Below are 25,060 nucleotides of genomic sequence, written 5' to 3'. Positions count from 1 at the left end.
ATAAAGCAGCAGATGTTATAAAAAACACCTTGAAAAAACTGGGAACTCTCCCCAATTGGAACACAAACGTAACGGAATTCCGTGTAGTAGCATCCAAAAAGTTGAGTAAATTGCTACTAGCAGTGGGTAAGTTGTGATATCCCGCACTTACTCTTAAGATGTCAGCTAGCAGCCTCGGCTTACTGCCAACGTAAGTACGAGAAACAAAACAAACCTGGTTTCATTAGTTTTTGGAGGAATCGGTTAATGAGTATCGTCACGAAGTCGATCGTGAATGCGGATGCCGAAGCTCGCTATCTTAGCCCTGGTGAGCTAGATCGGATCAAGAGCTTTGTTACAAGTGGTGAGCGTCGTTTACGCATTGCTCAAACGCTAACAGACAACCGCGAACGTATCGTTAAGCAAGCCGGCGATCAGTTATTCCAAAAGCGCCCTGATGTCGTTTCTCCTGGTGGAAATGCTTATGGTCAGGAAATGACCGCAACTTGCTTGCGCGATATGGATTATTACCTGCGCTTGATCACCTACGGTGTTGTTGCTGGTGATGTTACCCCAATTGAAGAAATTGGTGTTGTTGGAGTCCGCGAAATGTACAAATCGCTCGGTACTCCGATCGAAGCTGTTGCTGAAAGCGTTCGCGCAATGAAGAACGTTGCTACTTCTATGATGTCTTCTGAAGATGCTTCTGAAGCTGGCTCTTACTTTGACTACTTAGTAGGCGCTATGCAGTAGGGTAGAAAAACCTACTTTTAAATTAATCATTGCAACACGGTGGGAAATAAGGAATTAAAACCATGCAAGACGCAATTACAGCAGTAATTAATGCTTCAGACGTACAAGGTAAGTACCTCGATAATTCGGCAATGGAAAAGCTAAAAGGCTACTTCCAAACCGGTGAACTCCGCGTACGTGCTGCGACAACTATTAGCGCTAATGCGGCAGCAATTGTTAAAGAAGCAGTAGCAAAATCGCTGCTTTACTCTGACATCACTCGCCCAGGCGGTAATATGTATACAACTCGTCGCTATGCTGCTTGCATCCGCGACCTCGACTATTACCTGCGCTACTCTACCTACGCAATGCTTGCTGGCGATCCTTCGATTCTAGATGAGCGCGTACTCAATGGTCTCAAAGAAACCTACAACTCGTTGGGTGTTCCCATTGGAGCAACAGTACAAGCTATTCAAGCAATGAAAGAAGTCACTGCTAGCTTAGTTGGTCCTGATGCTGGTAAAGAAATGGGTGTTTATTTCGACTACATCTGTTCTGGCTTAAGCTAATTCCTCGTCTACACAAGCAAGGTAGCAGCTAAAGCTTTAAGGTAACTCTCCTTAAATTGAGGTCTGGAAGTTGATCGTGAGTGCTAAGACGTTTTAATCGCTTATTCAAAGCTTCAGAGAGAGGCAATAAGTGTTAAAGGTTTGGTATTGACGCTTGACTTCCAGCCTTTGAGCAATTAACCAAAATTGTTCAATTATTAAAAAATTGCGTAAACACATGGGAAAATAGGGTAGCTGTGGTAGTTTGTTGCCCTTAAGCCACTTGAAATCAAAAATTTTCCAAATTCAATAATCAAGGAGAAACTCAGCTAATGCGGATGTTTAAAGTCACTGCATGTGTTCCTAGTCAAACTCGAATTAGAACACAGCGGGAATTGCAAAATACATATTTCACCAAGCTCGTTCCTTATGACAACTGGTTTCGGGAACAGCAAAGAATTATGAAAATGGGTGGCAAGATTGTGAAGGTGGAACTAGCAACAGGAAAGCCAGGAGTCAATACAGGATTGCTGTAATTGTTCTGATATTTTTCGATTTAAGCGAGAGGTCTTTAAGGTCTCTCGTTATTTGATTTGAGTTCGATTAATAATTCTTAAAACCAGGGCGATCGCATTATTGAAATAGCAGCTATACTCCATAATGTCATAATCTCAAATTAACTGCCGTGCAGATCCGTCAACTAATTCCTTTCTTTGACAAATCTGTGGTTGGATGGGCTAACGAAGCCCGCCTGTTGCGTTGGCTAACGTTGCTGTGGTTGTGCATCGGATTAATTATTTTATTTTCTGCGTCTTATTCCGTTGCTGCTGTAGAACAAAATGATGGACTTTATTTTGTCAAGCGCCAACTGATAGGGGTGGCTATTGGTTTAGTGGCATTTAACGTTCTTGTTCATACACCTTTACGCTTTGTATTTAAGATTGCGCATTGGAGTGTGTTACTTCTTTTAGGATTAATTTTTTCAACCCAGCTTATAGGAGAAGAAATTTTAAATGTTAGGCGCTGGTTGTCAATTGGAGGAATTCTGATTCAACCGTCTGAGTTAATTAAGCCGTTCTTAATTTTACAAAGTGCTCGTCTTTTCGGGCAATGGGAGAGAATTCGCTGGCAAGCGCGTTTGTTTTGGTTAGCAGTGTTTGCACTGATTTTAGTAGGAATTCTTCTTCAACCTAATTTAAGTACAACCGCGCTCTGTGGCATGGCGTTATGGTTAATAGCACTAGCCGCAGGTTTACCATATCTTCACTTAGCAGGAACAGCTTTACTAGGTATCTTAGCGGCAGTTATCAGTGTTAGTTATAATTCATATCAACTTAAGCGAATTACGTCTTTTCAAAACCCTTGGAGCGATCCAGCAGGCGCTGGTTATCAGTTGATTCAAAGTTTGCTTGCCGTAGGTTCAGGCGGAACGTGGGGAGCAGGGTTTGGACTGTCGCAACAAAAATTACATTATTTACCAATTCAAGATACTGACTTTATTTTTGCCGTTTTTGCCGAAGAATTTGGGTTTGTTGGTGGTGTATTAATGCTGCTGTTATTACTTATGTATGCGACACTAGCGTTAATCGTAGCACTCAAAGCTTGGCACCCAGTCCACAGGTTAGTTGCAGTTGGTGCAATGATTTTTTTGGTAGGACAGTCAATGCTAAATATTGGAGTTGCGACTGGAGTTTTACCAACAACAGGCTTACCACTTCCCTTTATTAGCTATGGCAGTAATTCAGTTATTGCAAGCTTGGCAATCGCCGGATTACTGATCCGTGTTGCTAGAGAAAACGCGGATGCCAACGTTGTCATCTTACCAGGACGTACCAACCATAAAGGGCGCTGAAGCTTGGTCAGGCATTACTAAGTTAAAATTGAAGCAGAATCAGCCTTTCAATATATCTGCTCCATGCTCGAACTTTGGCAAACTCGGTTGTATGAACTTGAACAATTTGCGAATACACTCGTCTCTGACCAACTGACACATCTTGGCTGGTTGAGTGTTGGTGTAATTTTTACGGCTGGTTTGTTAACTAGCTTGACACCGTGTATGCTTTCCATGCTACCGATTACAGTAGGTTATATCGGTGGCTATGAAGCCGAAAACCGCTGGCACGCAATGCGGATGTCTACTTGGTTTGCATTAGGTTTAGCAACAACCTTAGCAACTTTGGGTATTGTCGCAGCCTTCTTAGGACAAGTTTACGGACAAGTAGGCATTGGGCTACCTCTTATCGTTAGTATCGTGGCGATTTTGATGGGGCTGAATCTACTTGAGGCGTTACCCTTACAATTACCATCGGTCGGTGGGTTAGAATGGATTTCGCAAGATTTACCCCAAGGACTTCGTTCTTACCTGATTGGTTTGACGTTTGGTGTTGTTGCTTCGCCTTGTAGCACACCTGTTCTAGCAACATTACTCGCTTGGGTTGCGACAACGCAAGATTTAATTCTTGGTGCAACGTTACTTCTTGCTTATACCGTTGGCTATGTCGTGCCTTTAATCTTGGCAGGAACTTTTACGGCTGCGATCAAGAAATTGTTGGAATTGCGCCGCTGGTCAGGTTGGATTACACCAGTTAGTGGAGCGTTACTTGTTGGTTTTGGCGTCTTCTCACTATTGTCGCGCATTCCCGTAGGAAGTATTTAAATATTTAAATTTAAGTCAATGTCATTAGATTCTGCCAAGTTAAATTTGTGGTTATCGCTGCGGCGCTTTTTTCGGCGTGAGTTTTTACCAGTATTAACAGACTTGCGCTTGGCAATTATTTTGCTGTTGGCGATCGCAGTTTTTAGTATCTCTGGTACTGTTATCGAGCAAGGACAATCTGTCGCATTCTATCAAGCAAACTATCCTGAAGATCCTGCGTTATTTGGCTTTCTTAACTGGAAAGTCCTGCTAAGCTTAGGGCTAGATCATGTTTACCGTACTTGGTGGTTTTTAGCACTGTTGATTTTGTTCGGTTCAAGCTTAACGGCTTGTACATTTAGACGCCAATTACCTGCGCTGAAATGGTTTTCGCGAACCTGGAAATTTTATAAACAGCCGCAGCAGTTTCGTAAGTTTGCGTTGAGTGCAGAACTCAGTCATGCCACAGTCGATAACTTAGTGCCTTTAATAGAAAAACGCTATCAAGTTTTTCGCGAAGGAGATGCGCTTTACGCTAGCCGAGGTCTTGTAGGACGTGTTGGACCTATCGTCGTTCATGCCAGCATGATCTTGATTCTTGTAGGCGCAATTTGGGGTGCGATGACAGGCTTTATGGCGCAAGAAATGGTTGCGAGTGGAGATAGTTTTAAAGTCCACAATATAGTTGACGCAGGACCTTGGGCAGCACCACAAATTCCTCAAAATTGGTCTGTACGAGTCAATCGATTTTGGATCGACTACACACCTACGGGCGGTATCGACCAGTTTTATTCAGATTTGTCTGTCATCGACGATCAAGGACAAGAAGTTAAGCATAAAAAGATTTTTGTTAATGAACCGCTACGCTATCGCGGTGTAACTTTTTATCAAACCGACTGGGGAATTGCGGCGATTCGCATTCGGCTGAATAAAAGTCCAATTCTACAGCTACCAATGGCACGGCTGAATACGAATGGTCAAGGACGCCTTTGGGCGACTTGGATTCCGACAAAACCCGATTTAAGTGCTGGAGTTTCACTTGTTGCCAGAGATTTACAAGGAATGCTACTTCTTTACGATACAACTGGGCAGTTAATTAATACTGTACGTCCTGGAATGGCGGTTGAGGTCAATGGTGTAACGTTAAAGATTGATGAAGTTATCGGTAGTACAGGGTTGCAAATCAAAGCCGATCCAGGTATTCCTTTTGTTTATTCGGGTTTTGGCTTACTCATGCTAGGCGTACTCATGAGTTACATCTCGCATTCACAAATTTGGGCACTACAGAAAGATGGCAAACTATATATTGGCGGTAAAACAAACCGCGCTCATGTTGCATTTGAGCGAGAGTTTTTATCTGTGTTAGATCAGTTAGGACCGACTGTAGTTTCTGATGCTGCGAGTGCGATCGCCAAGCAGAGTGCCTAAAGGTCGTCAAAAATACCCTTACTTCAAGTCTGACTCTTTACGAGTTAGGATGGTGCTTTGTGCTGGCGTTTGCTCGCGTTTGTGAGTGACTTCGATAACGGTGTGTACATTACCGCGAGGATTGAAATCTCCCTTGATGTGAACTTCGAGAGGGTCGCACGCGGCAACGAAATCATCTAAAATCTGGTTGATTGATTCTTCATGCGAGATGTAGCGATCGCGGTAACTGTTAATATAAAGTTTGATTGCCTTAAGCTCGACGACGCGCTCGTTGGGAACGTAATTAATATAAATCGTGGCAAAGTCAGGATAACCCGAAAAAGGACACTTACACGTAAATTCTGGCAAAGTAATGTAAATGTTGTACCAGCGTCCAATACGCGGGTTAGGAAAGGTAATCAGTTTTCCTTCAGCAATATGACGTTCACCATACTTCTGTTGCTCAACAGTTTCATTATCAGCAGCTAAGCTTGCTTCAGTTCCACTTTGCACTAAACTTGATTCGTTGCTCATAAACCACAATTCTTGCCAATTTCTAGTATTGCTCCCAATCTGGACAATTGTTGTCATCCCAACCATAAGGATGCATTGCACAAACTAACAAGTTTCCGCTGTACACTTGACCGTGGTAGTAACGACAACCGATACACGCAGCATTCTTTTCTAGACTCGGTTCAACTTCATACGGAAAAGAATGTTCAGCTTCTCCGACAAATTCTTCTAAATCCCAGTAAACTTCAAGTAGCGGATCGGCTAGGTCGTTCAAATACTGGTCAATTTCCGTAGCAATTGTATAGTGGACTTGCTCAGTTATTTCTTCAGAAATCTCAAATACTGAATCAACAACTTCTGAAACTCCTTGGAAGAATCGTTCTACTTCGTCTGCGACTGTTTCTAGCATTTCAAAAAAATCTTTTTGCCACTTTTCCATAAACGGCTATGTCCTCATTAACTCGCGAAGGAACAGGATAGGCTACTCAACTTAATTGAGTTAGCTTGCCCTATTCGATCTATAGTCTAAAAACAGTAGTGACAGACAAAAGTCTCCATCAATCGCAACTTAATGCAACAAATGAAGAATTTCAACTGAGAATAATGTTATTGTTGTCGCTTAAGTCTTTGTAATTCTTCTTGTAGTCCCAATACTTGCTGACGCAGCTTCTCCACGTCTTGATCGTCTTGCTGCACCGTCGTTGTTTCGTCATCAGTCAAAATTTCGATGCGACGTGGTTCTCTGTTTTGATTGCTAGCGCTTGGCTCATTCACAGACGATTGTTGTGCTTGCTGCATCAAGTCTTCGACGAAGTGCTTAGCTTCTTCTGTCGTCATTTCACCACGAGCGACCATTTCTTCTGCTAGCTTCTGGGCTTGCGATCGCAATTCTGATAATTTCCCGCCTGCTTTCTCGCCTGCATAAGAAGCTAGCCCAACGCCGAGATAAAAAGCTCTTTGTACTACATCTCCAAATCCAGGCATAGTAGTCATTTGCTCCCTAAACTAAGGCGACCCGGAGTCCACGCCTATCACAAGCATCCCGTATTGCTGCTACCTTCCGGTCCTGACAAGATTTGGGCGTTATGATTGCATGGGTCCAGGTCTAAATCTAGGATAACACTTTAGAAGCGCAATTGCTAAGTTGTACTATTCTTGGTTGGGTAATAGGTAATTGAAAGTTGATTAATCTTTCTACCAATTACCAGTTACCGATGACCAGCTTTTTTTCATCCATTAACTTAATTATTCAACCACGACTTGCCACTCGTAGAGCTTGTAGCTTACACAACCGTTTTGAATTAATGGATCTTTGGCAACGATCGCTTTGGCTTCTTCAAGTGATGCAGCTTGAAACACCATCATCCCACCACCGCGTTGAGTCCAATAGCCGCTACGGGCTTGATGTCCGTTGGCAATCAATTCTTTGACATAAGCTTTATGTGCAGGTACGTGCAGGTCAAACTCTGGCTTTTCGACTATGCCTTCTTCAATCTTGACAAACCAAGGCATTTATGTTGATCCTCAGCAATAATATACAGAGAAAGTTTTCGTAGGTTATCAGAATCCTTGGCTCAAATAACCAATCGCTATTTTATTGCTTTATTGCCGCCGTTGGAAATTCAAACTCGCGTTCGAGAAATTCAGCAGCATTTTGCAGAGCATTATAGTAGTCAGGGTGCGTTGCGATCGCCGCCGCATATTACATTACAGCCGCCGTTTCTTTGGGATGTTGAGCGCGTTAGCCAATTAGAAACGCTTCTTGGCAACTTTGCCCAGCAGCGATCGCCAGTACCAATTGTGCCCGATGGATTTGGTGCTTTCTCGCCGCGCGTAATTTACGTTAATGTCCGCAAATCTCCAGAGTTATTAGCTGTACAAGCTGATTTAATGGCGCAGTGTGAATCGATAGGAATTGTCGATCCTGTTTCTAAAACACGTCCTTTTGCTCCGCACATGACCGTTGCATTTCGCGACTTAACACGGCAGAATTTCAAAGCAGCGTGGATGCAATTTCAACACCAAAAGTTGTACTTTGAGTTTACAACAACTGATTTAACGTTACTACTTCATAACGGTAAACAGTGGACAATCCACGCTAATTTTCCTTTGACTTTCAACAACTAGCTGCACTGCTTAATTGTTATCTGGTCTTTGGATAATCGTCTCCATAATCCGACGCTTATTTTTGGGATCTACACCAAAAATTCGTACATAGTCACCAGTATGCTCATCTAAGCACGTTTCCAAAGCGATGACAGCTTCTGATTCGCCATGAATTGCTGGGCTACAGCTTTGCCAAGAACCAGTACTGAAACGTCGTTTATCTACATATTCAATACCAATATGATACCCTTGAGCAATCAAATTTTTGACTTGCTCTAATGTTTCTAAGCCCACTCTACGCGTGAGAACTTCGTTATGGCGGTTTGTTGAAGTATTAAATCCATTGTAGCGCGGAGGAGTTAATGAGCTAGGTTCGTAGCGTGTTGATTGAAAGCCAACGGGTTTCTTTGTCTTTTCAACTGTATGATGTTCAGAATTGGATTCTGGAGTAGGTTGCTGTGTGGGAGTAGGTGTTGGATTTGCTGCTGGCGCGATCGCGTGTCCGCGATTAGCACTAATCGGGTTGCGGTTTGCGTAGTACAAAGCTTGGTTGTATTCATGAACTAATCGCGAACTTTCAACACGTTGCTGTTCTTGAACCATGAAATTTCCTGATTCAAGTAAATGCGATAACCTGAAATCTGGTTTTTGAAAGACGGGTGGCCCTTCGGTACTATTTACGACACGTAATGATACGCGCTCAATACCAGTTTCATGGATAAAGCGGCGAATTTGTTCGTCGTATACGCGCGATCGCAAGGCGCTGAAAAAGTCAATCGCTTGATCGGGAAATGCATCAACAAGTTGAGTCACTTCTTGCGCCGATAGTCCATCTTCTGCAAAAATTCCACCAACGATACCAATTTTATCGTCGCGATCCGGTTCCCAATAAAACTTTTCCATTCGCCCTTCGCGAATCAGCGGGGCGTACAATGTGGAAAAATCGTTGCCTGTGACGATAATTGGGACGCGGTGTAATGGTGTTGAATCGTAGCTTCCAGGAAGTTGCACATCAGTAGGATTATCAGCAATATTCATCAACGTGGCGTTGACTAACTGCGTATTTACGGTATACTGCGTTCCTTCGTCGAATCTTCCTGCACCAGCATCAAGGTCGTTGATCATCAGTGCCACCATTTTACCGCGCACTTTAATTAATTCCGCAGCTTCGCGATAGCGCAAACGAATGAGTCGTGCTGGATCGCCTGCGTCTGGGCTTTCGAGTTCTCCACCAGAGATGTGAATAACTTCAATTCCCATGCGTTCAAAAACTAACTCGCATTGAAAGGTCTTTCCTTCACCTTTGCGACCATGAATACCTAAAATCAGCGGTACGCGGATTCCTGGAAGATCGAGAAAGTTTTTCGTGATATGAACAGCAAGTTTATCGAGAAAGCGGGGGGAGATATAGTAACTCATGAATTTACAATAGTACCCAATTTAGGATTTAAGACAATCTTAATTTTTTCTGGCAGTTGCAAGCACACTTGTACCAAGTTTTTAGCTCGCTTAATTTCTTGGTAATAATTACAATAAATTATTATGATTTTTCTATAAATTAGCGGTAGCAATGACTAATCATTATAAATAATTTTTCATACAATAGATATCCTGCATGAATCACAGATACGTCCCGACTGAAGTCGGGGCTACCTAAGCAAAGTGTACCTTCGTACACTAAAACAAGACTTTTACTTTTAGCAGTAAGACCAGGTCAGTGGATTTTGTTTATATAGTAGCGACTTTATTCGCAATTCTTTTCATGCAGTTTGTTATTTCTAAAACAAATCCAGTTAATACATTTTCACCTTAAAGTATTTTCGGTGAATTCAAAACTTTTACTAAATACTCAATTTCTAAAGCGCAATAAATTCTATTCAGTAAAAAAAGAGGCAGGTTTTCTACCTCTTATTTCAAGGGGATAGATGACTTAATTACAGCTTTCCCCTGCGCTCAAACGAAGATAATTTAGTATCTGCCGCCGTAGCTATTTTGATTTGGCTTATGTACGATAAAACTGAGGATTTGGCATTGCTTAACGTTGTCAAAACCTACTACACGAATATAGCAATTGCCATACTCTGAACGACAAGCTTGAACTTCGCTGAGTACTTCTTGGGTACTTCTAGCACCAAACAAAGGCAATTTCCACAATGTCCAGTAGTGTTGTTCTGGTTCAGAAGATTCGTTGAACTCAACTGCTGGGATGTAGCCTTGGTTCAGAATGTACTGGATCTGTTTTGTAATTTGAGCATCGCTTAAAGGTGGGAGATAAGACAGGGTTTCGTAGCGACGCTCTTTGGGTAAAGTTTGCATATCTTCAGAATTTGCTTTTGTCGATGTACGTCAGGGGAAGTGACTAGCCCTTAGCTAATTGCTAATTGCTTTGTCTTGCTAACTGGATGGATTATCCAAATTAGACTCAGTAGTTGCTTGTTGCTCGTGGCTGGGGTTAGATTCTAGCTGCGTAATTCGCTCTAAGTGCTGACGGCGATGCTCCATATTTGCTTGTTGAATGTCACTAAGAACTATTTCAGGCAGAAAGTCTACAACTTCTTGCGCAATGTGTTCTCTGACAACCATAATCCGCAGAGCTAAATCAGGCTTCTCTTGAAACAACTTGTGAATGTATGCTTCTCCGTCTTGAATAACTTCTTTCGCGGAAAAGCGATGCAACCAAAGTGCCAGTGGCGGATTAGTTTCGCTAATCTGAGCTAGTACCGTTCTCATCGCCTGATAAGTCAGGTAGCTAGAGAGCGTCTTCGCTGTGTCTTTCGCAATTCGTTTTAAATCCATGCTTGACCCCAGCCGGAGGAATTTAAGATTTTGGATTTGGAATTTAGATTTTAGATTAATCTAAAATTCAAAATCTGCCATCTCAAATTATTAGAGTGTATCCATTGCCTCGAACTCGAACTTGATTTCCTTCCACAGTTCGCAAGCAACTGCAAGTTCAGGACTCCACTTCGCAGCTTCGCGAATAACGTCGTTACCTTCACGTGCTAAACTGCGACCTTCGTTACGCGCTTGAATACAAGCTTCTAATGCAACACGGTTAGCCGTTGCACCAGGTGCGTTACCCCAAGGATGTCCTAAGGTTCCGCCACCGAATTGTAAGCAGGAATCGTCACCGAAGATTTCTACAAGCGCTGGCATATGCCAAATGTGGATACCACCAGATGCTACAGGCATAACACCAGGCATCGAAGCCCAGTCTTGAGTGAAGAAAATTCCGCGATCGCGGTCTTGCTCAACGTAGTTCTCGCGCATCAGGTCAACGAAGCCCATTGTGATGCCGCGTTCGCCCTCAAGCTTACCAACGACAGTTCCTGAGTGTAAGTGGTCGCCACCAGACATCCGCAAGCATTTTGCTAATACGCGGAAGTGCATACCGTGATTCTTTTGACGGTCAATTACCGCGTGCATCGCGCGGTGAATGTGTAGCAAAACGCCATTATCACGGCACCAACGCGCCAGTGTTGTATTTGCAGTGAAACCACCTGTTAGATAGTCGTGCATGATGATCGGCATTTCTAGTTCTTTTGCGAACTCAGCCCGCTTCATCATTTCTTCGCAAGTGGGAGCGGTGACGTTGAGGTAGTGTCCTTTAATTTCACCTGTTTCGGCTTGGGCTTTATGAATCGCTTCTGCTACGAACAAGAAGCGATCGCGCCAGCGCATGAATGGCTGCGAGTTGATGTTTTCGTCGTCTTTGGTGAAGTCTAGACCACCGCGCAAGCACTCATAAACTGCACGACCGTAGTTTTTAGCCGATAGACCAAGCTTCGGTTTGATTGTACAACCAAGCAAAGGACGACCGTACTTGTTCAGTTTGTCGCGTTCTACTTGAATACCGTGGGGAGGTCCTTGGAAGGTCTTTAAGTAAGCGACAGGAATCCGCAAATCTTCCAAACGTAATGCACGTAGTGCTTTAAACCCAAATACGTTACCTACAATCGAGGTCAACATATTGGTAACGGAGCCTTCCTCAAACAGATCCAATGGGTAAGCAACGTAACAGATATACTGATTGTCTTCACCTGGAACGGGTTCAATATCGTAGCAACGACCTTTGTAGCGATCGAGGTCGGTTAACAAGTCCGTCCATACTGTTGTCCATGTACCTGTAGAGGACTCAGCAGCTACAGCGGCTCCTGCTTCCTCTGGAGGAACTCCAGGCTGAGGAGTGACGCGGAATGCCGCTAAAACATCCGTATCTTTAGGTGTGTAATCTGGGGTGTAGTACGTTAAGCGATAATCTTTAACCCCTGCCTGATACCCAGTCTTTGTCTGAGTCTTTGTTTGAGCGTAAGACATATTTTCTTCCCAAGAAGTCACTCACTTCCACTTGCCAAGCGGCAAGCTTCTTAGGAAAACTATACCAAGGATTCGATAAGTTAAGATTTAAATCTGCTGTATTGTTTGATAATTAAACTTTATAAATCTTACGAATTATTAATTTTTGTGATATAATTTAAAGAATGTAGTAAAGACTACAATTGCAGTAATCCTGAAAAAAACATTAAATTCAAGAAAAACTGACATTAATAAATCTGTACAGTAGGGTAAAGCGCTGTTGTAGTCGAGTCGAGCAGTAAATAAAAAGAAAGGAAGCTTAACAAAACTAAACATTATGTTAGATTGTTGCTAACGCTACGCTATTCGTTGATTTTAGTGGCGTTAAGCAGTAAAAAACGGACATGGCAGTAACTATCCAACAACTAATTCAATGGAAAAAACAGGGAAGGGCGATTGTAGCGCTGACAGCATGGGATTATGCGATCGCACACCTATTGGATAGTGTAGGGATAGATATTATTTTAGTAGGCGATTCTTTATCCGTTATTCTCGGCTACGAAACAACACTGCCATTGACACTTGAAGAAATGTTGCACCATGCCAAAGCTGTACGGCGCGGTGTTAAACAAGCGTTGATAGTAGTCGATCTGCCATTTTTAACGTATCAAGAAAGCCCGCAGCAAGCATTACGGAACGCTGGACGAGTTTTAAAAGAGACAGGCGCTCATGCGGTAAAGTTAGAAGGCGGATATCCGGCAATGACAGCAACAGTTGCTTACCTAGTGCAAGCCGGAATTCCGGTCATGGGTCATGTTGGGTTAACACCGCAATCGATACGCCAACTTGGTTTACGGCAACAAGGTAAAACACCAGAAGCCGGAGAACGAATATTACAAGAAGCGATCGCCCTCGAACAAGCAGGAGCATTTAGTATTGTCTTAGAACATATTCCCCACGATCTAGCCGCCCAAATTAGCCAAAAGCTGACAATTCCCACAATCGGTATTGGTGCAGGATCAAAATGCGATGGACAAGTTTTAGTAACAGCAGATGTCCTAGGGCTATCTGAAAGACAACCACCATTTGCAAAGTCATACACAAACTTAAGTGAAGCGATCGTGCAAGCCGTCCAAAGTTTCGCAACCGAAGTACGCGATCGTAAATTTCCTGAATAGCCCTACGACTTCAGTCGGGGCTAGGTAAACGAAGTGTGCCTGCGCACACTAGGCCAATCAGCCCACGCAGGTGGGCTTTGTTTTGCTAGCAGCGAACTTATTCGCCAACGACTTCCGCAGATGCGATCGCAGAATTTTTACGCCGGTCAAGAAAATACAAAATGAACATTCCACACATCGTACTGAAGGAAACCACTAACCAGGAATAATGCGCTACATTTTGCGGCTGATCCATTGCCCAACCACCGAGAATAGGACCAATAAAATAACCAATAGACCAACATTGGTAGCTAATCGCAAGGTAAACTCCGCGTAAAGATGGAGGTGCTAACTCGGCAATAATTGCAGGAGCAAAGGGCTTATAAACGACAGAAGCAATCGACAAGATACTCAACACAGCAATCATCAGAGCAAATTGTACTGATGAATCAATTCCAGTCGCCCAAACAAAGAAAAACCCTGTTCCCCATAGCAGCATTGAAATCATCAAAACTCTAACTTTTGACAACGAGCCAAGAATTTGGACAATTGGCAACTGTAGTACCGCACCTAAACCGACGTAACACCACGTAAATAGATTAGCAATACTAGCGAGTGAAGCTTGTGTAGATTCCGTTGTACTTGATAGATGCGAACTTGTGTTCGTGAAGTATAAAGGTAAGGTACTACTTACCAAAGCAACATAAGTCGTAAATAAGACGTTAACAACAACAAATAATCTCAAGGCTTGGTCTTTGAAAGCAACAGCAAATCCTTGCAGCGTATTGGCACGATCTGGACTACCTCGCCGTGTTTCAACGATCGCAACTTGAATTAAAACTAAAAAACCCAGAAACAGTAATCCACTCAACACAAAAAGTGCTTCAATGCGATGAATAAGACTGAGCAGTAATCCGCCGCTGAAAACACCTAATCCACTACCAAGACTATCTGCCAAAACTAAAATTGCAAAGGCATGATGACGCTGTTCTGACGTTGTAACATCAATCACTGCTGCATCAGCCGCAGTCCAATAACACCCCGCACTCAAACCCATAATCAAGTTCGCAACAATCAACAGCGGTAAATTATGAGTGAACACTAAAACAAACGCAGCAAGGATCGATAGGATAGCAGAAACTAACAGTGTTTTTTTGCGACCATATTGCGAATCAGCTAAGTAGCCTCCCAAGAAATGTCCTAAAACACCTGCAAGCGAACCGCTACCGATACCAATCCCGACTGCGGTTGCAGATAAGCCCACTTGCTTAACAAATATCAGCGGGATGTAAAACTGAATTAATCCATAACCTGTTTGGTAAAGTAATCGACCGATCGCCTGAAACCAAACTTGGCGATTTGATGGTTGAAGCAAAGATGGCAGATAAGTCATGTGGCTAGTTGCTAATGATGAGTTTATAGAATTTTCTTAACTCCTCTGCTTTCTCTGCCATATCTAGCTATCGCGATTGAATTTGAGCATTGAGCGTTTTTTCGATGCGATCGCGTGTTTCTTCTAAATGGGCTTTTGTATATTCATCAAACTTACTCGAGCGCGATAATGTGCGACTGAGGTGACTGCGGAGTTGCCGTAGTTTATACCATGCAAGCGTTCGTGCGTCTTCGGGTACAGAAGAATTGCGTAACACCATTGCGGTTAAAATCTTGAGATGTTCGCGTTGTAAAGCCCGACGTAGACTGTTAATCTCACTGCGTCTGTCTGGGTGGATAACTTCTGTCCAGATGTCATTTTGTAGCGTATCAAATAACTCCGGTAGTGTTAATGCGGTTCCAGGTTGACTTTTCAGTTCGATATCGCGCAACCGTACTAAGCGATCGCCTGAAAGTAATTCCTTAAGTACCATGCTTTGCATCATGTTAATGCTGTCATGAATCGGGTAATCAAGACGACCTAGCATTACATCACTACCCCAATGTCGCCAGCGCGACGGTGCTAATTTATTAAGCAAATCAGGCGGAAAATTAAACGCATCTGCTGCAAAGATATATTTTTCTAAAGTTGCTAATGCCTGTCGCTGTTTTTCTACTGGTACAGGTTCAAACGGTAGCCTTCCATTGGGATCTCCTGCATGATTGCGCGAAAACGATTGTCCTCCGATATACTTTGTGGTGTAATACGTATGGCGAAGATAGTGTAAGAACACTGCATCAAATAATTCGCTTAATTTTGCGTAACTTTCTCCTGTTTTTGGATAACGCTTGTGTAAGCGATCCCACATTACCCGCGAGTTTTCTAATTGCCACTGCGAGTAACGCAGTACATCATTACTGTTATCCCAAGCATTGACTTCAGGATCGAGGTCAAATAAATCTTCATCGGTAGCGTAGGCGAGTTCTGGTTGTGCGGAACGCCGCGCGATTTCGTCTAAAAATGGCTTTTCGGCGATCGGGTGTGCAGCATTTGTTGGTGTATATCCATATTGAATCGCCCAAATATCGTAAGGACCAACAACCGCAGGAAAATAATCACCTTGCTGCATTCCTTGCGGCGCTAAATTCGGTGGAATGTAATCCATGACTGAGGTTGTCAAACCTCTAATTTGGGTAACAGTTGTATTGTTCAACTCTTCTGGTTGCAATAATGTGCTACCCCGAAAATTGTGTCTTAAACCTAAAGTGTGTCCTACTTCGTGCGCAATAACCAAACGTAGATACTGATGAATATACTCTTGCATCTGGTCGCTGTTAGGCGACGTATTTTGAAATAAAGATAGCGCTAGCGAACCGATCGCAAACTGATTCACCGCTTCAATTCCATAACACAAATCGTATTCGATTGCCATTTGCGATAACGGTGACAAACGCGAAGGAACCGGACTCGCAATACCAACAACACTTGCTAAACTCGGTTGTGATTCAGGTTGACGTAGCTCATTCGTACAGAGATTACCTCCAGCCCCCATCATGTGTGATAGTAATGATGTTGGTTGTGTTTGGTGCTGTTGAATTAAGTTGCGGTATTCGTGCTTCAGTCGGCGGACAAAGCTAGCATCGACTAAAATATCAGCATCTAAGATTTCTCCGGTTAAAGGGTTAACACGGGATGGACCTAACGCAAAAAAGCCATCGACGGTATTAATCCAACGAATTGTGTTATAGCGAACATCAGCAGGGTCCCACTTAGCATCGTTAGGCATTTGCTTGACTTGAATTGCGTCTTTAAATCCTGCTTTTTCAAATGCTTGATTCCACATCAAAACGCCTTCTTTAATCGCCTCGCGATACTCTAATGGAACCGCATTTTCAATCCAGAAGACAATTGGCTTTTTGGGTGGTGACAACGGTGCATTAGGATCTTGCTTTTCAAGATCCCAGCGATTGATATAACGCACAAAAGGATCGCTACGGTCGTCGCTGGAAAAGTCTTGATAAGCTGTAATAAAATAACCGACACGTTCGTCAGCTAAACGCGGACGGTAATTGCTATTTTTTGGTAATTCAGAAAGACTATAGCGGACGCGCAAAGTTAAAGCACGGCTATCAGGGATTGTCGATAAGTTAGCAGGATTTGTGCTGTTGCTAGACGAAAAACCATAAACGGACTCGATTTCAACGTTTAAGGGAAAGGCTTTCGCACCACCAAAGTGTGATTTCTTGCTATCGAGTTGATAAGGAACTGACAGCATTGCTGACAACTGTGATGATAATCCTGGAACATCGCTTAAGAGGAGATCGCCTAAATCGACAAGAATTGTTTGGCGTTGGGGATGAATGCTTTTGATAGGTAAAGCGTAAAGTACGGAATCACTAAACGAACGTGCTAGCGATCGCGCTTGCGGATCTCCAGGCCGCGTGCGAAAGTTGACATTACGCACCACAAAATGCAAATTATTATTGACGCGACGGAAGTAAAAGAGAAAGTCTTGTAACGGCATTCCGCTATAAATTCCACGTTCGCCGATACCCGATTCCATCGTAATCGTGCCTAAGAAATTTTTATTTAACTGCTGCGGCTTGATTTCTAGATAGATTTTACCTGTATCTTTTTGTGTATAAAGCGTATATAACCCTTCGACTTTTGTCGTATCTTTGACGACTTCGTGAAACGGTTGTAAGTCAGCTTGCTTGGTTGTATTTTTTGTTGCTATGTGTTCTGGAATATTCGGTTTCTTTTCGTCTTTAACAGGTTGTAAAAATGGCTGTCGTGTTGCTTTGACATCCTCGACAACCCAAACAAACGGTTGACGCTGTGGTTTGTCGTCTTGAAGTACCCATACTCCTGGTGGTAGTTTTTGTAAGGGGTTATCTTCTGCTTGGATTTCGGTTGACTGCGACAGTGGAGGTATAGACGCGATCCCTGCGATCGCTGGTTTAATTCCAACAAATAATAAACTTTGTAATAAAACAACGTATAATGGTAGCCTCTTCATTCCACCAATCCCTTCACTGGTTTCTGAGCGTTTAATTTATATAGCGGTGCAATTGATTCCTAAATCTCCCCCACCAGCCCCAGCACTTCGGCTATTCTGGGTTAGCATCGGCTTTAGCCTTTAAGCCAAGCTTGCTATTGTGTATCATTCCCAGAAATAGCTTTTTTGTTAACGGTCATATCTTACTTTTGCACTTAACTCAGCAGGATATTGGAAAGTTATGCACAAAATTAATTGTTTTTAGCACAATGTTGAACTTTGCGACTCAAGATCTTTACGATACGTGCAAACAGTTTCTCCAAGAAAGCCGTTGTCAACGCTTACTACAACTTCAGCAGCTTGGTTTAGCACGTTATGCTGATTTCTTAACACAAATGCGCTTAAATGAGGTAAACATACTTTGTGTTATGCGCTTTTTACACAATCCTAGTCGCGTAAAATTTCCTCAGCTTCAAGGCGCAGACTTATCAAATTTGATTTTGGATGGTAGTAATTTGATTCGTGGCGATTTGTCTGAAGCAAATTTACAAGGGACTAGTCTTATTAATGCTGATTTGATATTTGCTAATTTGACAAACGCAGATTTGAGAAATGCTAATTTGACAGGCGCAACATTAAATGAAACGATTTGGCGGGGTGCTAAAGTCGAAAATTGTGTTTTTGGTGAGGGTATTGGATTGACGAAGATTCAGCGAGAAAATTTAATATTACGCGCTGCTCGATTTAATTAAAATAACGAACCACGTAAGCGTAGCCTTCCCGTAGGGTAGGACACAAAGATATTGTTAAAAAGACAATAAAAAGTTTAAGATAGAAGCCTTAATATGAATTTAACACTTCCACGAAAGTTTTTATTACTTGGTTCAGGGGAATTAGGTAAAGAATTTGTCATTGCAGCGCAACGTTTGGGTAATTATATTGTTGCGGTCGATCGTTATGCAAATGCACCAGCGATGCAGGTAGCGGATGAATGTGAAGTGATCTCAATGTTGAATGGTGATGACTTAGAAGCTGTTGTTCAAAAACATCAGCCAGGTTTTATTATTCCTGAAATTGAAGCAATTAGAACTGAAAAGTTACTTGAATTTGAACAGCGGGGAATAACTGTCATCCCAACAGCGAAGGCGACAAACTTTACAATGAACCGCGATCGCATTCGCGAATTAGCGCACAACCAATTGGGTATTCGTACTGCTAAATATGCTTATGCAGCTAGTTTAGACGAGTTAGTTGAATCTTCTCAAGCTATTGGCTTTCCCAATGTTGTTAAACCTATCATGTCTTCGTCAGGAAAAGGTCAGTCAGTTGTTTATCAAGCTGATGAAGTCAAAACAGCTTGGGACTATGCTATAAAAAACTCTAGAGGTGATAGCCAAAAAGTTATTGTCGAAGAATTTATTTCCTTTGAAACTGAGATTACTCTCTTAACAATTAAGCAGTGGAATGCACCAACAATTTTTTGTCCTGCAATTGGACATCGGCAAGAAAATGGAGATTATCAAGAGTCTTGGCAACCTGCTGAAATAACCGATAAATTGTTAACTGAAGCCCAAGCGATCGCGCAAAAAGTAACTGATGCTTTGGGTGGTGCGGGAATTTTTGGAGTTGAGTTTTTTGTAACAAAAGATGAGGTAATTTTCTCAGAACTTTCACCTAGACCGCATGATACAGGCATGGTGACACTAATTTCGCAAAATCTCAATGAGTTTGAGTTACATCTTCGGGCTGTTTTAGGATTACCAATACCACAAATTGATTTATTAGCACCTTCAGCAAGTGCAGTCATTTTAGCCCATGAATATGCTGATAAAATTTATTATGCTGGTGTTGCTGATGCTTTAGCAGAAAAAGACGTTGACTTGCGTTTATTTGGCAAGCCAGATGCACGCCCAGGGCGACGCATGGGAGTTGCACTGGCTAAAGGTGATACGGTAAAAGTAGCCAGAGCAAAAGCAATAAAAGCTGCTAGCCAAGTTAAAGTTGTCTAAAGGTATGTTTCCCGCCTTTCTACCACCTCAAGTACAGTTGCTTAAGGAAGATGCAGCAATTGTTTTAGCGCAAAGTATCAAGCGTGAGTTGATTGTCACTTCGTTGAGTCAACAGGCGATTAGGCGTAGCGCAGCGCCCGAAGCGATCGCAACAGCTTATGTACGTCAAGGTACGGGTAAGCCTATTTTACTTCTGCATGGATTTGATAGTTCAGTACTAGAATTTCGCTATCTTCTACCATTGCTGGCTAAGAAATATGAAACTTGGGGAGTTGATTTATTAGGATTTGGTTTTACTGAAAGGATTAGAGGAATTGATTATAATCCAGCGTCAATTAAAGCTCATCTTTATAGCTTTTGGAAATTAATTAATCGACCATTAATACTGATTGGGACTTCGATGGGAGGTGCTACAGCTATTGATTTCGTGCTTGATTATCCGCAAGCAGTAGAGAAATTAATATTAATTAATAGCGTAGGCTTTAGCGGTGATTTTCCAGTTGGTAAATTCTTGTTTCCACCCTTTGATTATTTAGCAGTAGAATATTGGCGACAGCGTAAACTTCAAGCTCTCTTTTGGGATAACTTTAATCCCTCTCAATTAATTGATGCTATCCGGTGTGCATCGTTACATTTAGATATGCCTTATTGGTATGAGGCAATGCTGAGTTTTATGAAAAGTGGTGGATACGGTCATTTAGCAGATAAGATTCCTAAAATTAATAAACCAACACTCATTTTATGGGGCGATCGCGATGATACTTTGAGTGTGAATGATGCAACGAAGTTTCAACGGGCGATCGCAGATTCTCAATTAATTTGGTTGAAAAATTGCGGTCATGTTCCACAATTAGAACAGCCGGAGGTTTTAGCTGGTTATATTCAAGATTTGAATTAGTACGAACCACATTGGCGTAGCCTTCCCGCAGAGTCGACACAAAGAGTAAGGAAAGAAGAAAGAGGATTTATTTTTGGCTGGCTTGAAGGAAGATTAATTTAGATATTACTGCTAATCCTAAAAGTAAGGGTGTGAGCCAGTCTCCCCAGCGGACGTATAAAGTTTGTGTGGTGCGTCGATAGATTGTTTCGGCGTGTAGTTCGTAAGTGTTTAAATTAGATATCCACACTGTTCTACCGTGGGGATCGACGATACCTGAGTAGCCTGTGTTTGTCGCGCGTACTGCCCACCGATCAGTTTCGATGGCGCGCATGGTATCTTGGGCATGATGTTGTGCTGGCATTGAAGGGCTGTAGTGCGCGTTGTTTGCTGCACTGAGGATAAATTGTCCGCCTGCTGCGGCTTGGTAGCGTACTTGTTCAGGAAATGCAGAACTGTAACAGATAACCGCGATCGCACGTCCAAAGGGTGTATCAAATACTTGATCGGGCGCACCTGGTACCAGCTTAGCTTCTAGTGGAGACAAGCGCCGAACGAGTCCGCCTAAAACCTGTTCAAACGGAATATACTCGCCAATTGGTACTAATTTAACTTTGTCGTAACGACTGAGGACTGTGCCATCTCCAGTCAGAGTAAATAAGCTATTGGTGTAATTTTGTCCTTGTTCGCCAAATGCACCAATCCACGCGGTAACGCCTTTTTCTTGTACAGCAGTGTAGAGAGAAGTACGCAGCACTTCACTCCACATAAAGGGTAAAGCCCCTTCGGGTGTGAGTACTGCTTCAACGCCTTGTTCGGCTAGCGTGATGTAGCCTTCAGTGTAACCCGCGATCGCCCGCCGCAAGCCTTCAGAATAAAGTTTAATTGTATTGGGGATATTACCTTGAATAATTCCTACTCTTAAAGCAGTTTCTGGGGGCTGTACCAACGGACGGCTATATAAACCAAAGCCAACGAGATGCAACGCCACAAAAAGTAGGCAGCTACTAGCAAAAAGTCGTAGTGTAATTGTATTCTTCCCCGACCTCCGACCTCCAACCTCCGACCTCTCATATCTCATCCATGCTTCTGCAAGTAAACCATTTACGGCAACAATTGCAGCTGTGACGGTGAGGGAGCCAGAAATTTGACCGAGATGGAGAATAATTAAGTTATGGGGGCTTTGAGTGTAAGAAAGTGAAGTCCAGTATAAAGGTCCTAAGCTCCATAAACTCTCTAAACCACACCACAACGCAACACCAATGAGAACGCGGGTGAATGTTCCCACACCTCGACTAAAAATAGTCATGCAGACAGCCCAAGCCGTTACTAAGACTGCGCCCCACAGCGTAATCGCAACCCAGCAAAACAGCGCGATCGCAATACTAGCAAGCCAAGGTACTCCCATCCACATCATCGGGTGAACGCCGGTAATCCAAGCTAAAGCGACACCGTGATACCCAATTCCCCACAGCAAAGCTGAGAGTAATTTGGTTTTTTGTGGTGTGGAAGATGCAACGATTACCCACAAGGGAACTAACGCAATCCACGCTAGAAACCATGCTTCGACAGGGGCGACGGTTAACCCCATTAAAATACCGCTAGATAAAGCAAGAAAACCAAAGGCGGGTAATGTCCACCTCTGGTGTTGTTTACTCAATTTTGTTTTAACAATCGGCATTTTGCTGATTTGTTAGCTCTTAATTTTCTGTTTCAGCTGCGTCGCTAACATCAGGTGGAACTAAAGCAACAGCGGCGATCGCATCATCTTCATCTAAACGCTGAACGCGCACGCCAGTAGCCGAACGCGATTGCGGTGATATGGCTTTCACTGCTTGACGAATGATGATCCCGCGACTTGTCACTATCATCAGTTCATCATTTTCGTTGACAATATGTAATGCCGCAAGTTGATCTTTAAAGCCTTTACGGGATTTAAATTTGGTCGCAATCTTGCCTTTAGTTGCCCGATTGTACAATTTAAACTGCGTGACAGGTACGCGCTTACCGTAGCCGCCCATCGTTACAATTAACACCCACGGTCCTTGAGTGTTGTTTTCGAGCAATTCTGAGTTTTCTTCGGTTTCGTCATCGTCGTCTGCTTCAGCATCAGCGGTAACGCTACTATTAAGGTTTGCTAAGACTGAACTCGGCAGAATATCCATGCCGATGAGTTCGTCGCCGTCACGCAGTTTCATAGCTCTCACGCCGCGTGTTGCGCGACCAAGCGGACGTAATTGTTCGTGGTCGGTTCTAAAATGAATCGCCATGCCGTAGCGCGAACCGATAATGATGCTATCTTCGACACGCGCCCGTCGTACCCAACGCAATTGATCGCCTTCTTCTAATGAGATGGCAATTAAGCCGTTTGCTCGAATATTACTGAAGGCGCTGAGTTCGGTTTTTTTGATGTAGCCTCCACGCGTCAGCATGACGAGGTATTCATCACTACTAAATTCGCTGACTGGGACAACGGAGGTAATTTTTTCATCTTTAGGAATTGGTAGCATCTGCACCATCGGAGTACCGCGACTTGTCCGCGAACCAAGCGGAATTTGGTAAGCTTTGAGGCAATAAACAACACCGCGATCGCTAAAGAATAAAACACTATCGTGATCGCAGCACGTCAAGAAATGCTCAATTCCGTCGTCTTCTTTCATCCGCGTTGCAGCTTTCCCGCGAGTTGCTCGACTTTGCGCCTCGAAAGCATCAATGGGCATTCGCTTGATGTAACCTTGTTCTGTCACCAGAATTAAAGCTTTCTCGTTCGCAATTAAGTCAGTATCGCCGATTTCACCTTCATCCGGTTCAATGACTGTCCGGCGCGGTGTCGCGTGCGTTGTTTTAATTTGAGTAACTTCAGTTTCAATAATTTCTAAGACACGTTCGCGTCGTGCTAAAATGTCGCGCAAATCGGCAATCTGAAGTTGTAATTCTTCATGTTCTTGACGAATTTTCTCGGCTTCTAGCGCTGTCAGTCGCCGCAGTTGCATTTGCAAAATAGCATCTGCTTGAGCATCGGATAAACCGTATCTTTCAATAAGTTCGTGACGCGCTGTTGGTGCATCAGCAGCATGACGAATTAATTCAATAATTCCGTCTAAGTTGGCTAAGGCAATTAATAATCCTTGCAACAGGTGATCGCGTTCCTCGGCTTTGCGCAGTTCGTAGCGCGTTCTCCGGCTTATTGCATCGATGCGAAAGTCTAAGAAGACATTAAGGAACTGTTTGAGCGTTAGTAATTGCGGTTCGCCATTGACAAGAGCCAGCATATTGGCTCCAAAGTTGGCTTGTAAAGGCGTTTGCTTGTATAAGTTATTGAGAACAACACGAGGATAAGCATTGTTTTTAAGTTCAATGACTATCCGCATACCGTCGCGATCGCTTTCATCGCGAATATCCGCAATACCTTCTAGCCGCTTTTCATTTACCATTTCCGCGATCCGTTCGATTAACGCGGCTTTGTTCGTTTGATACGGCAGTTCAGTAATGATAATTGCTTCGCGTTCGGGGCGTCCGCGTTGTTCGATTGTTTCAATATTCGCTACACCACGCATGGTAATAGAACCACGCCCAGTTGTATAAGCTTCGCGAATGCCACTTGTTCCTAATACCTGTCCTCCTGTGGGAAAATCAGGACCAGGAATGTATTGCATTAATTGGTTATCTGTAATTTCAGGATTGCGAATCAGCGCTACCAATCCATCAATCAACTCACCTAGATTGTGCGGTGGAATATTCGTCGCCATTCCAACAGCGATTCCAGAAGCCCCATTCAGGAGAAGTTGCGGAACGCGTGCGGGTAATACAATCGGTTCTTGTTGCGAACCGTCAAAGTTATCGGTAAAGTCTACTGTTTCTGATTCAATATCTCGTAGCAGCGCATCACCTGTAAATGCTTGCAAGCGACACTCGGTGTATCGCATTGCTGCTGGTGGATCGTTGTCTACAGAACCAAAATTTCCATGCCCATTAATCAGAGGTAATCGCATGGAAAAATCCTGTGCCATGCGCACGAGTGCGTCATACACCGAACCATCACCATGCGGGTGATATTTACCTAAAACTTCCCCCACGACACGGGCGCATTTCCGAAAAGGGCGGTCTGCGGTTAAGCCCAATTCGTGCATTGCATAGAGGATGCGACGATGCACAGGTTTCAGACCATCCCTGGCATCTGGCAGCGCTCGACCTACAATAACGCTCATCGCATATTCTAGGTAAGACCGCGACATCTCATTACGCAGATCAGTCGGGATAATCCTATCCTGAGAGCTTGTCATACGGTGAAAAACTCCAAAAATCTGAGATTATCAGTCGTTAAAATGGAAAAACGCCAAATTATTCCAATTTACTGCTGAATATTTGTTAAATAGTGATACAATTCTAGCATATTTTCCCTGCTGCTGGGGGAGTGGTAACTCATTACTT

General features: G+C 43.2%; 23 protein-coding genes and 1 other RNA gene. 11 read left to right on the top strand and 13 right to left on the bottom strand.

What is annotated here, in order from left to right; all coding sequences use genetic code 11:
• The first annotated feature begins 246 nt into the window (after positions 1 to 246).
• The 6 genes from apcA to GLO7428_RS05145 all read left to right on the top strand — a co-directional run bounded on the left by apcA (position 247) and on the right by GLO7428_RS05145 (position 5,322).
• Positions 247 to 732 (top strand): allophycocyanin subunit alpha, encoded by a 486-nt coding sequence (apcA, locus tag GLO7428_RS05170; protein ID WP_015187506.1) that lies wholly within the window; start codon positions 247 to 249, stop codon positions 730 to 732.
• Positions 733 to 794: 62 nt separating this feature from the next.
• Complete coding sequence (gene apcB, locus GLO7428_RS05165; protein WP_015187505.1) at positions 795 to 1,280, top strand: allophycocyanin subunit beta; 486 nt, start codon at positions 795 to 797, stop codon at positions 1,278 to 1,280.
• A gap of 311 nt (positions 1,281 to 1,591) precedes the next feature.
• The gene (locus GLO7428_RS05160) at positions 1,592 to 1,795 is read left to right on the top strand and encodes a phycobilisome linker polypeptide (protein WP_015187504.1); all 204 of its coding nucleotides are present in this window, start codon (positions 1,592 to 1,594) and stop codon (positions 1,793 to 1,795) included.
• Between the two features lie 149 nt (positions 1,796 to 1,944).
• The gene (locus GLO7428_RS05155) at positions 1,945 to 3,111 is read left to right on the top strand and encodes an FtsW/RodA/SpoVE family cell cycle protein (RefSeq protein ID WP_015187503.1); all 1,167 of its coding nucleotides are present in this window, start codon (positions 1,945 to 1,947) and stop codon (positions 3,109 to 3,111) included.
• 63 nt (positions 3,112 to 3,174) lie between these two features.
• Positions 3,175 to 3,915 carry a cytochrome c biogenesis protein CcdA gene (locus GLO7428_RS05150; RefSeq protein WP_015187502.1) on the top strand — a complete coding sequence of 247 codons (741 nt, stop codon included), beginning with the start codon at positions 3,175 to 3,177 and terminating at the stop codon, positions 3,913 to 3,915.
• An 18-nt stretch (positions 3,916 to 3,933) separates the two neighbouring features.
• Entirely contained in the window at positions 3,934 to 5,322 is a 1,389-nt protein-coding gene (locus GLO7428_RS05145; protein ID WP_015187501.1) for a cytochrome c biogenesis protein, read from the top strand.
• An 18-nt stretch (positions 5,323 to 5,340) separates the two neighbouring features.
• Here GLO7428_RS05145 and queF read toward each other — a convergent pair whose 3' ends face one another.
• From queF to GLO7428_RS05125, 5 genes are all read right to left on the bottom strand, one after another.
• Positions 5,341 to 5,835, bottom strand: coding sequence for a preQ(1) synthase (gene queF, locus GLO7428_RS05140; RefSeq protein WP_081588098.1), 495 nt, complete (start codon positions 5,833 to 5,835; stop codon positions 5,341 to 5,343).
• Positions 5,836 to 5,857: 22 nt separating this feature from the next.
• Positions 5,858 to 6,253 carry a hypothetical protein gene (locus GLO7428_RS05135; protein WP_015187499.1) on the bottom strand — a complete coding sequence of 132 codons (396 nt, stop codon included), beginning with the start codon at positions 6,251 to 6,253 and terminating at the stop codon, positions 5,858 to 5,860.
• 167 nt (positions 6,254 to 6,420) lie between these two features.
• The gene (locus GLO7428_RS05130) at positions 6,421 to 6,798 is read right to left on the bottom strand and encodes a phasin family protein (RefSeq protein WP_015187498.1); all 378 of its coding nucleotides are present in this window, start codon (positions 6,796 to 6,798) and stop codon (positions 6,421 to 6,423) included.
• A 25-nt stretch (positions 6,799 to 6,823) separates the two neighbouring features.
• Positions 6,824 to 6,920: signal recognition particle sRNA small type (gene ffs / locus GLO7428_RS26470), an RNA gene on the bottom strand.
• Positions 6,921 to 7,059: 139 nt separating this feature from the next.
• Positions 7,060 to 7,326 carry a YciI family protein gene (locus tag GLO7428_RS05125; protein ID WP_015187497.1) on the bottom strand — a complete coding sequence of 89 codons (267 nt, stop codon included), beginning with the start codon at positions 7,324 to 7,326 and terminating at the stop codon, positions 7,060 to 7,062.
• Between the two features lie 57 nt (positions 7,327 to 7,383).
• Here GLO7428_RS05125 and GLO7428_RS05120 point away from each other — a divergent pair, with 57 nt between their 5' ends.
• Complete coding sequence (locus tag GLO7428_RS05120) at positions 7,384 to 7,941, top strand: 2'-5' RNA ligase family protein (RefSeq protein ID WP_015187496.1); 558 nt, start codon at positions 7,384 to 7,386, stop codon at positions 7,939 to 7,941.
• A 9-nt stretch (positions 7,942 to 7,950) separates the two neighbouring features.
• Here the strand turns inward: GLO7428_RS05120 and GLO7428_RS05115 are convergent, their stop codons facing one another.
• The 4 genes from GLO7428_RS05115 to GLO7428_RS05100 all read right to left on the bottom strand — a co-directional run bounded on the left by GLO7428_RS05115 (position 7,951) and on the right by GLO7428_RS05100 (position 12,237).
• Entirely contained in the window at positions 7,951 to 9,339 is a 1,389-nt protein-coding gene (locus GLO7428_RS05115; RefSeq protein ID WP_015187495.1) for a ribulose bisphosphate carboxylase small subunit, read from the bottom strand.
• Between the two features lie 549 nt (positions 9,340 to 9,888).
• Positions 9,889 to 10,236: a ribulose bisphosphate carboxylase small subunit gene (locus tag GLO7428_RS05110; RefSeq protein WP_015187494.1), complete on the bottom strand. Its 348-nt coding sequence runs from the start codon at positions 10,234 to 10,236 to the stop codon at positions 9,889 to 9,891.
• A 78-nt stretch (positions 10,237 to 10,314) separates the two neighbouring features.
• Positions 10,315 to 10,716 carry a chaperonin family protein RbcX gene (locus GLO7428_RS05105; RefSeq protein WP_015187493.1) on the bottom strand — a complete coding sequence of 134 codons (402 nt, stop codon included), beginning with the start codon at positions 10,714 to 10,716 and terminating at the stop codon, positions 10,315 to 10,317.
• 90 nt (positions 10,717 to 10,806) lie between these two features.
• Positions 10,807 to 12,237 (bottom strand): form I ribulose bisphosphate carboxylase large subunit, encoded by a 1,431-nt coding sequence (locus tag GLO7428_RS05100; protein ID WP_015187492.1) that lies wholly within the window; start codon positions 12,235 to 12,237, stop codon positions 10,807 to 10,809.
• Positions 12,238 to 12,620: 383 nt separating this feature from the next.
• Between GLO7428_RS05100 and panB the strand changes: the two genes are divergently transcribed.
• Positions 12,621 to 13,394, top strand: coding sequence for a 3-methyl-2-oxobutanoate hydroxymethyltransferase (gene panB / locus GLO7428_RS05095; protein WP_015187491.1), 774 nt, complete (start codon positions 12,621 to 12,623; stop codon positions 13,392 to 13,394).
• Positions 13,395 to 13,491: 97 nt separating this feature from the next.
• Here the strand turns inward: panB and GLO7428_RS05090 are convergent, their stop codons facing one another.
• Positions 13,492 to 14,766 carry an MFS transporter gene (locus GLO7428_RS05090; RefSeq protein ID WP_015187490.1) on the bottom strand — a complete coding sequence of 425 codons (1,275 nt, stop codon included), beginning with the start codon at positions 14,764 to 14,766 and terminating at the stop codon, positions 13,492 to 13,494.
• 67 nt (positions 14,767 to 14,833) lie between these two features.
• A complete protein-coding gene (locus GLO7428_RS05085) occupies positions 14,834 to 17,764 on the bottom strand; it encodes a zinc-dependent metalloprotease (protein WP_015187489.1) in 2,931 nt (976 codons plus the stop codon).
• A gap of 248 nt (positions 17,765 to 18,012) precedes the next feature.
• On the opposite strand from GLO7428_RS05085, the gene GLO7428_RS05080 reads away from it, so the two are divergent.
• From GLO7428_RS05080 to GLO7428_RS05070, 3 genes are all read left to right on the top strand, one after another.
• Positions 18,013 to 18,495: a pentapeptide repeat-containing protein gene (locus GLO7428_RS05080; protein WP_015187488.1), complete on the top strand. Its 483-nt coding sequence runs from the start codon at positions 18,013 to 18,015 to the stop codon at positions 18,493 to 18,495.
• Positions 18,496 to 18,588: 93 nt separating this feature from the next.
• Positions 18,589 to 19,752 carry a formate-dependent phosphoribosylglycinamide formyltransferase gene (purT, locus tag GLO7428_RS05075; RefSeq protein ID WP_015187487.1) on the top strand — a complete coding sequence of 388 codons (1,164 nt, stop codon included), beginning with the start codon at positions 18,589 to 18,591 and terminating at the stop codon, positions 19,750 to 19,752.
• Between the two features lie 4 nt (positions 19,753 to 19,756).
• A complete protein-coding gene (locus tag GLO7428_RS05070) occupies positions 19,757 to 20,650 on the top strand; it encodes an alpha/beta fold hydrolase (protein WP_015187486.1) in 894 nt (297 codons plus the stop codon).
• 67 nt (positions 20,651 to 20,717) lie between these two features.
• On the opposite strand, the gene lnt is transcribed toward GLO7428_RS05070, so the two are convergent.
• Positions 20,718 to 22,220 (bottom strand): apolipoprotein N-acyltransferase, encoded by a 1,503-nt coding sequence (lnt, locus tag GLO7428_RS05065; protein ID WP_041918913.1) that lies wholly within the window; start codon positions 22,218 to 22,220, stop codon positions 20,718 to 20,720.
• A gap of 109 nt (positions 22,221 to 22,329) precedes the next feature.
• A complete protein-coding gene (gene gyrA / locus GLO7428_RS05060) occupies positions 22,330 to 24,912 on the bottom strand; it encodes a DNA topoisomerase (ATP-hydrolyzing) subunit A (protein ID WP_015187484.1) in 2,583 nt (860 codons plus the stop codon).
• Positions 24,913 to 25,060: the final 148 nt, after the last annotated feature.

Origin of the sequence: Gloeocapsa sp. PCC 7428 (genome assembly GCF_000317555.1) — a bacterium.
Lineage (GTDB): Bacteria > Cyanobacteriota > Cyanobacteriia > Cyanobacteriales > Chroococcidiopsidaceae > Chroogloeocystis.
The sequence above is the reverse complement of the archived record's forward strand: the minus strand, read 5'-3'. Positions and strand labels throughout refer to the sequence as shown.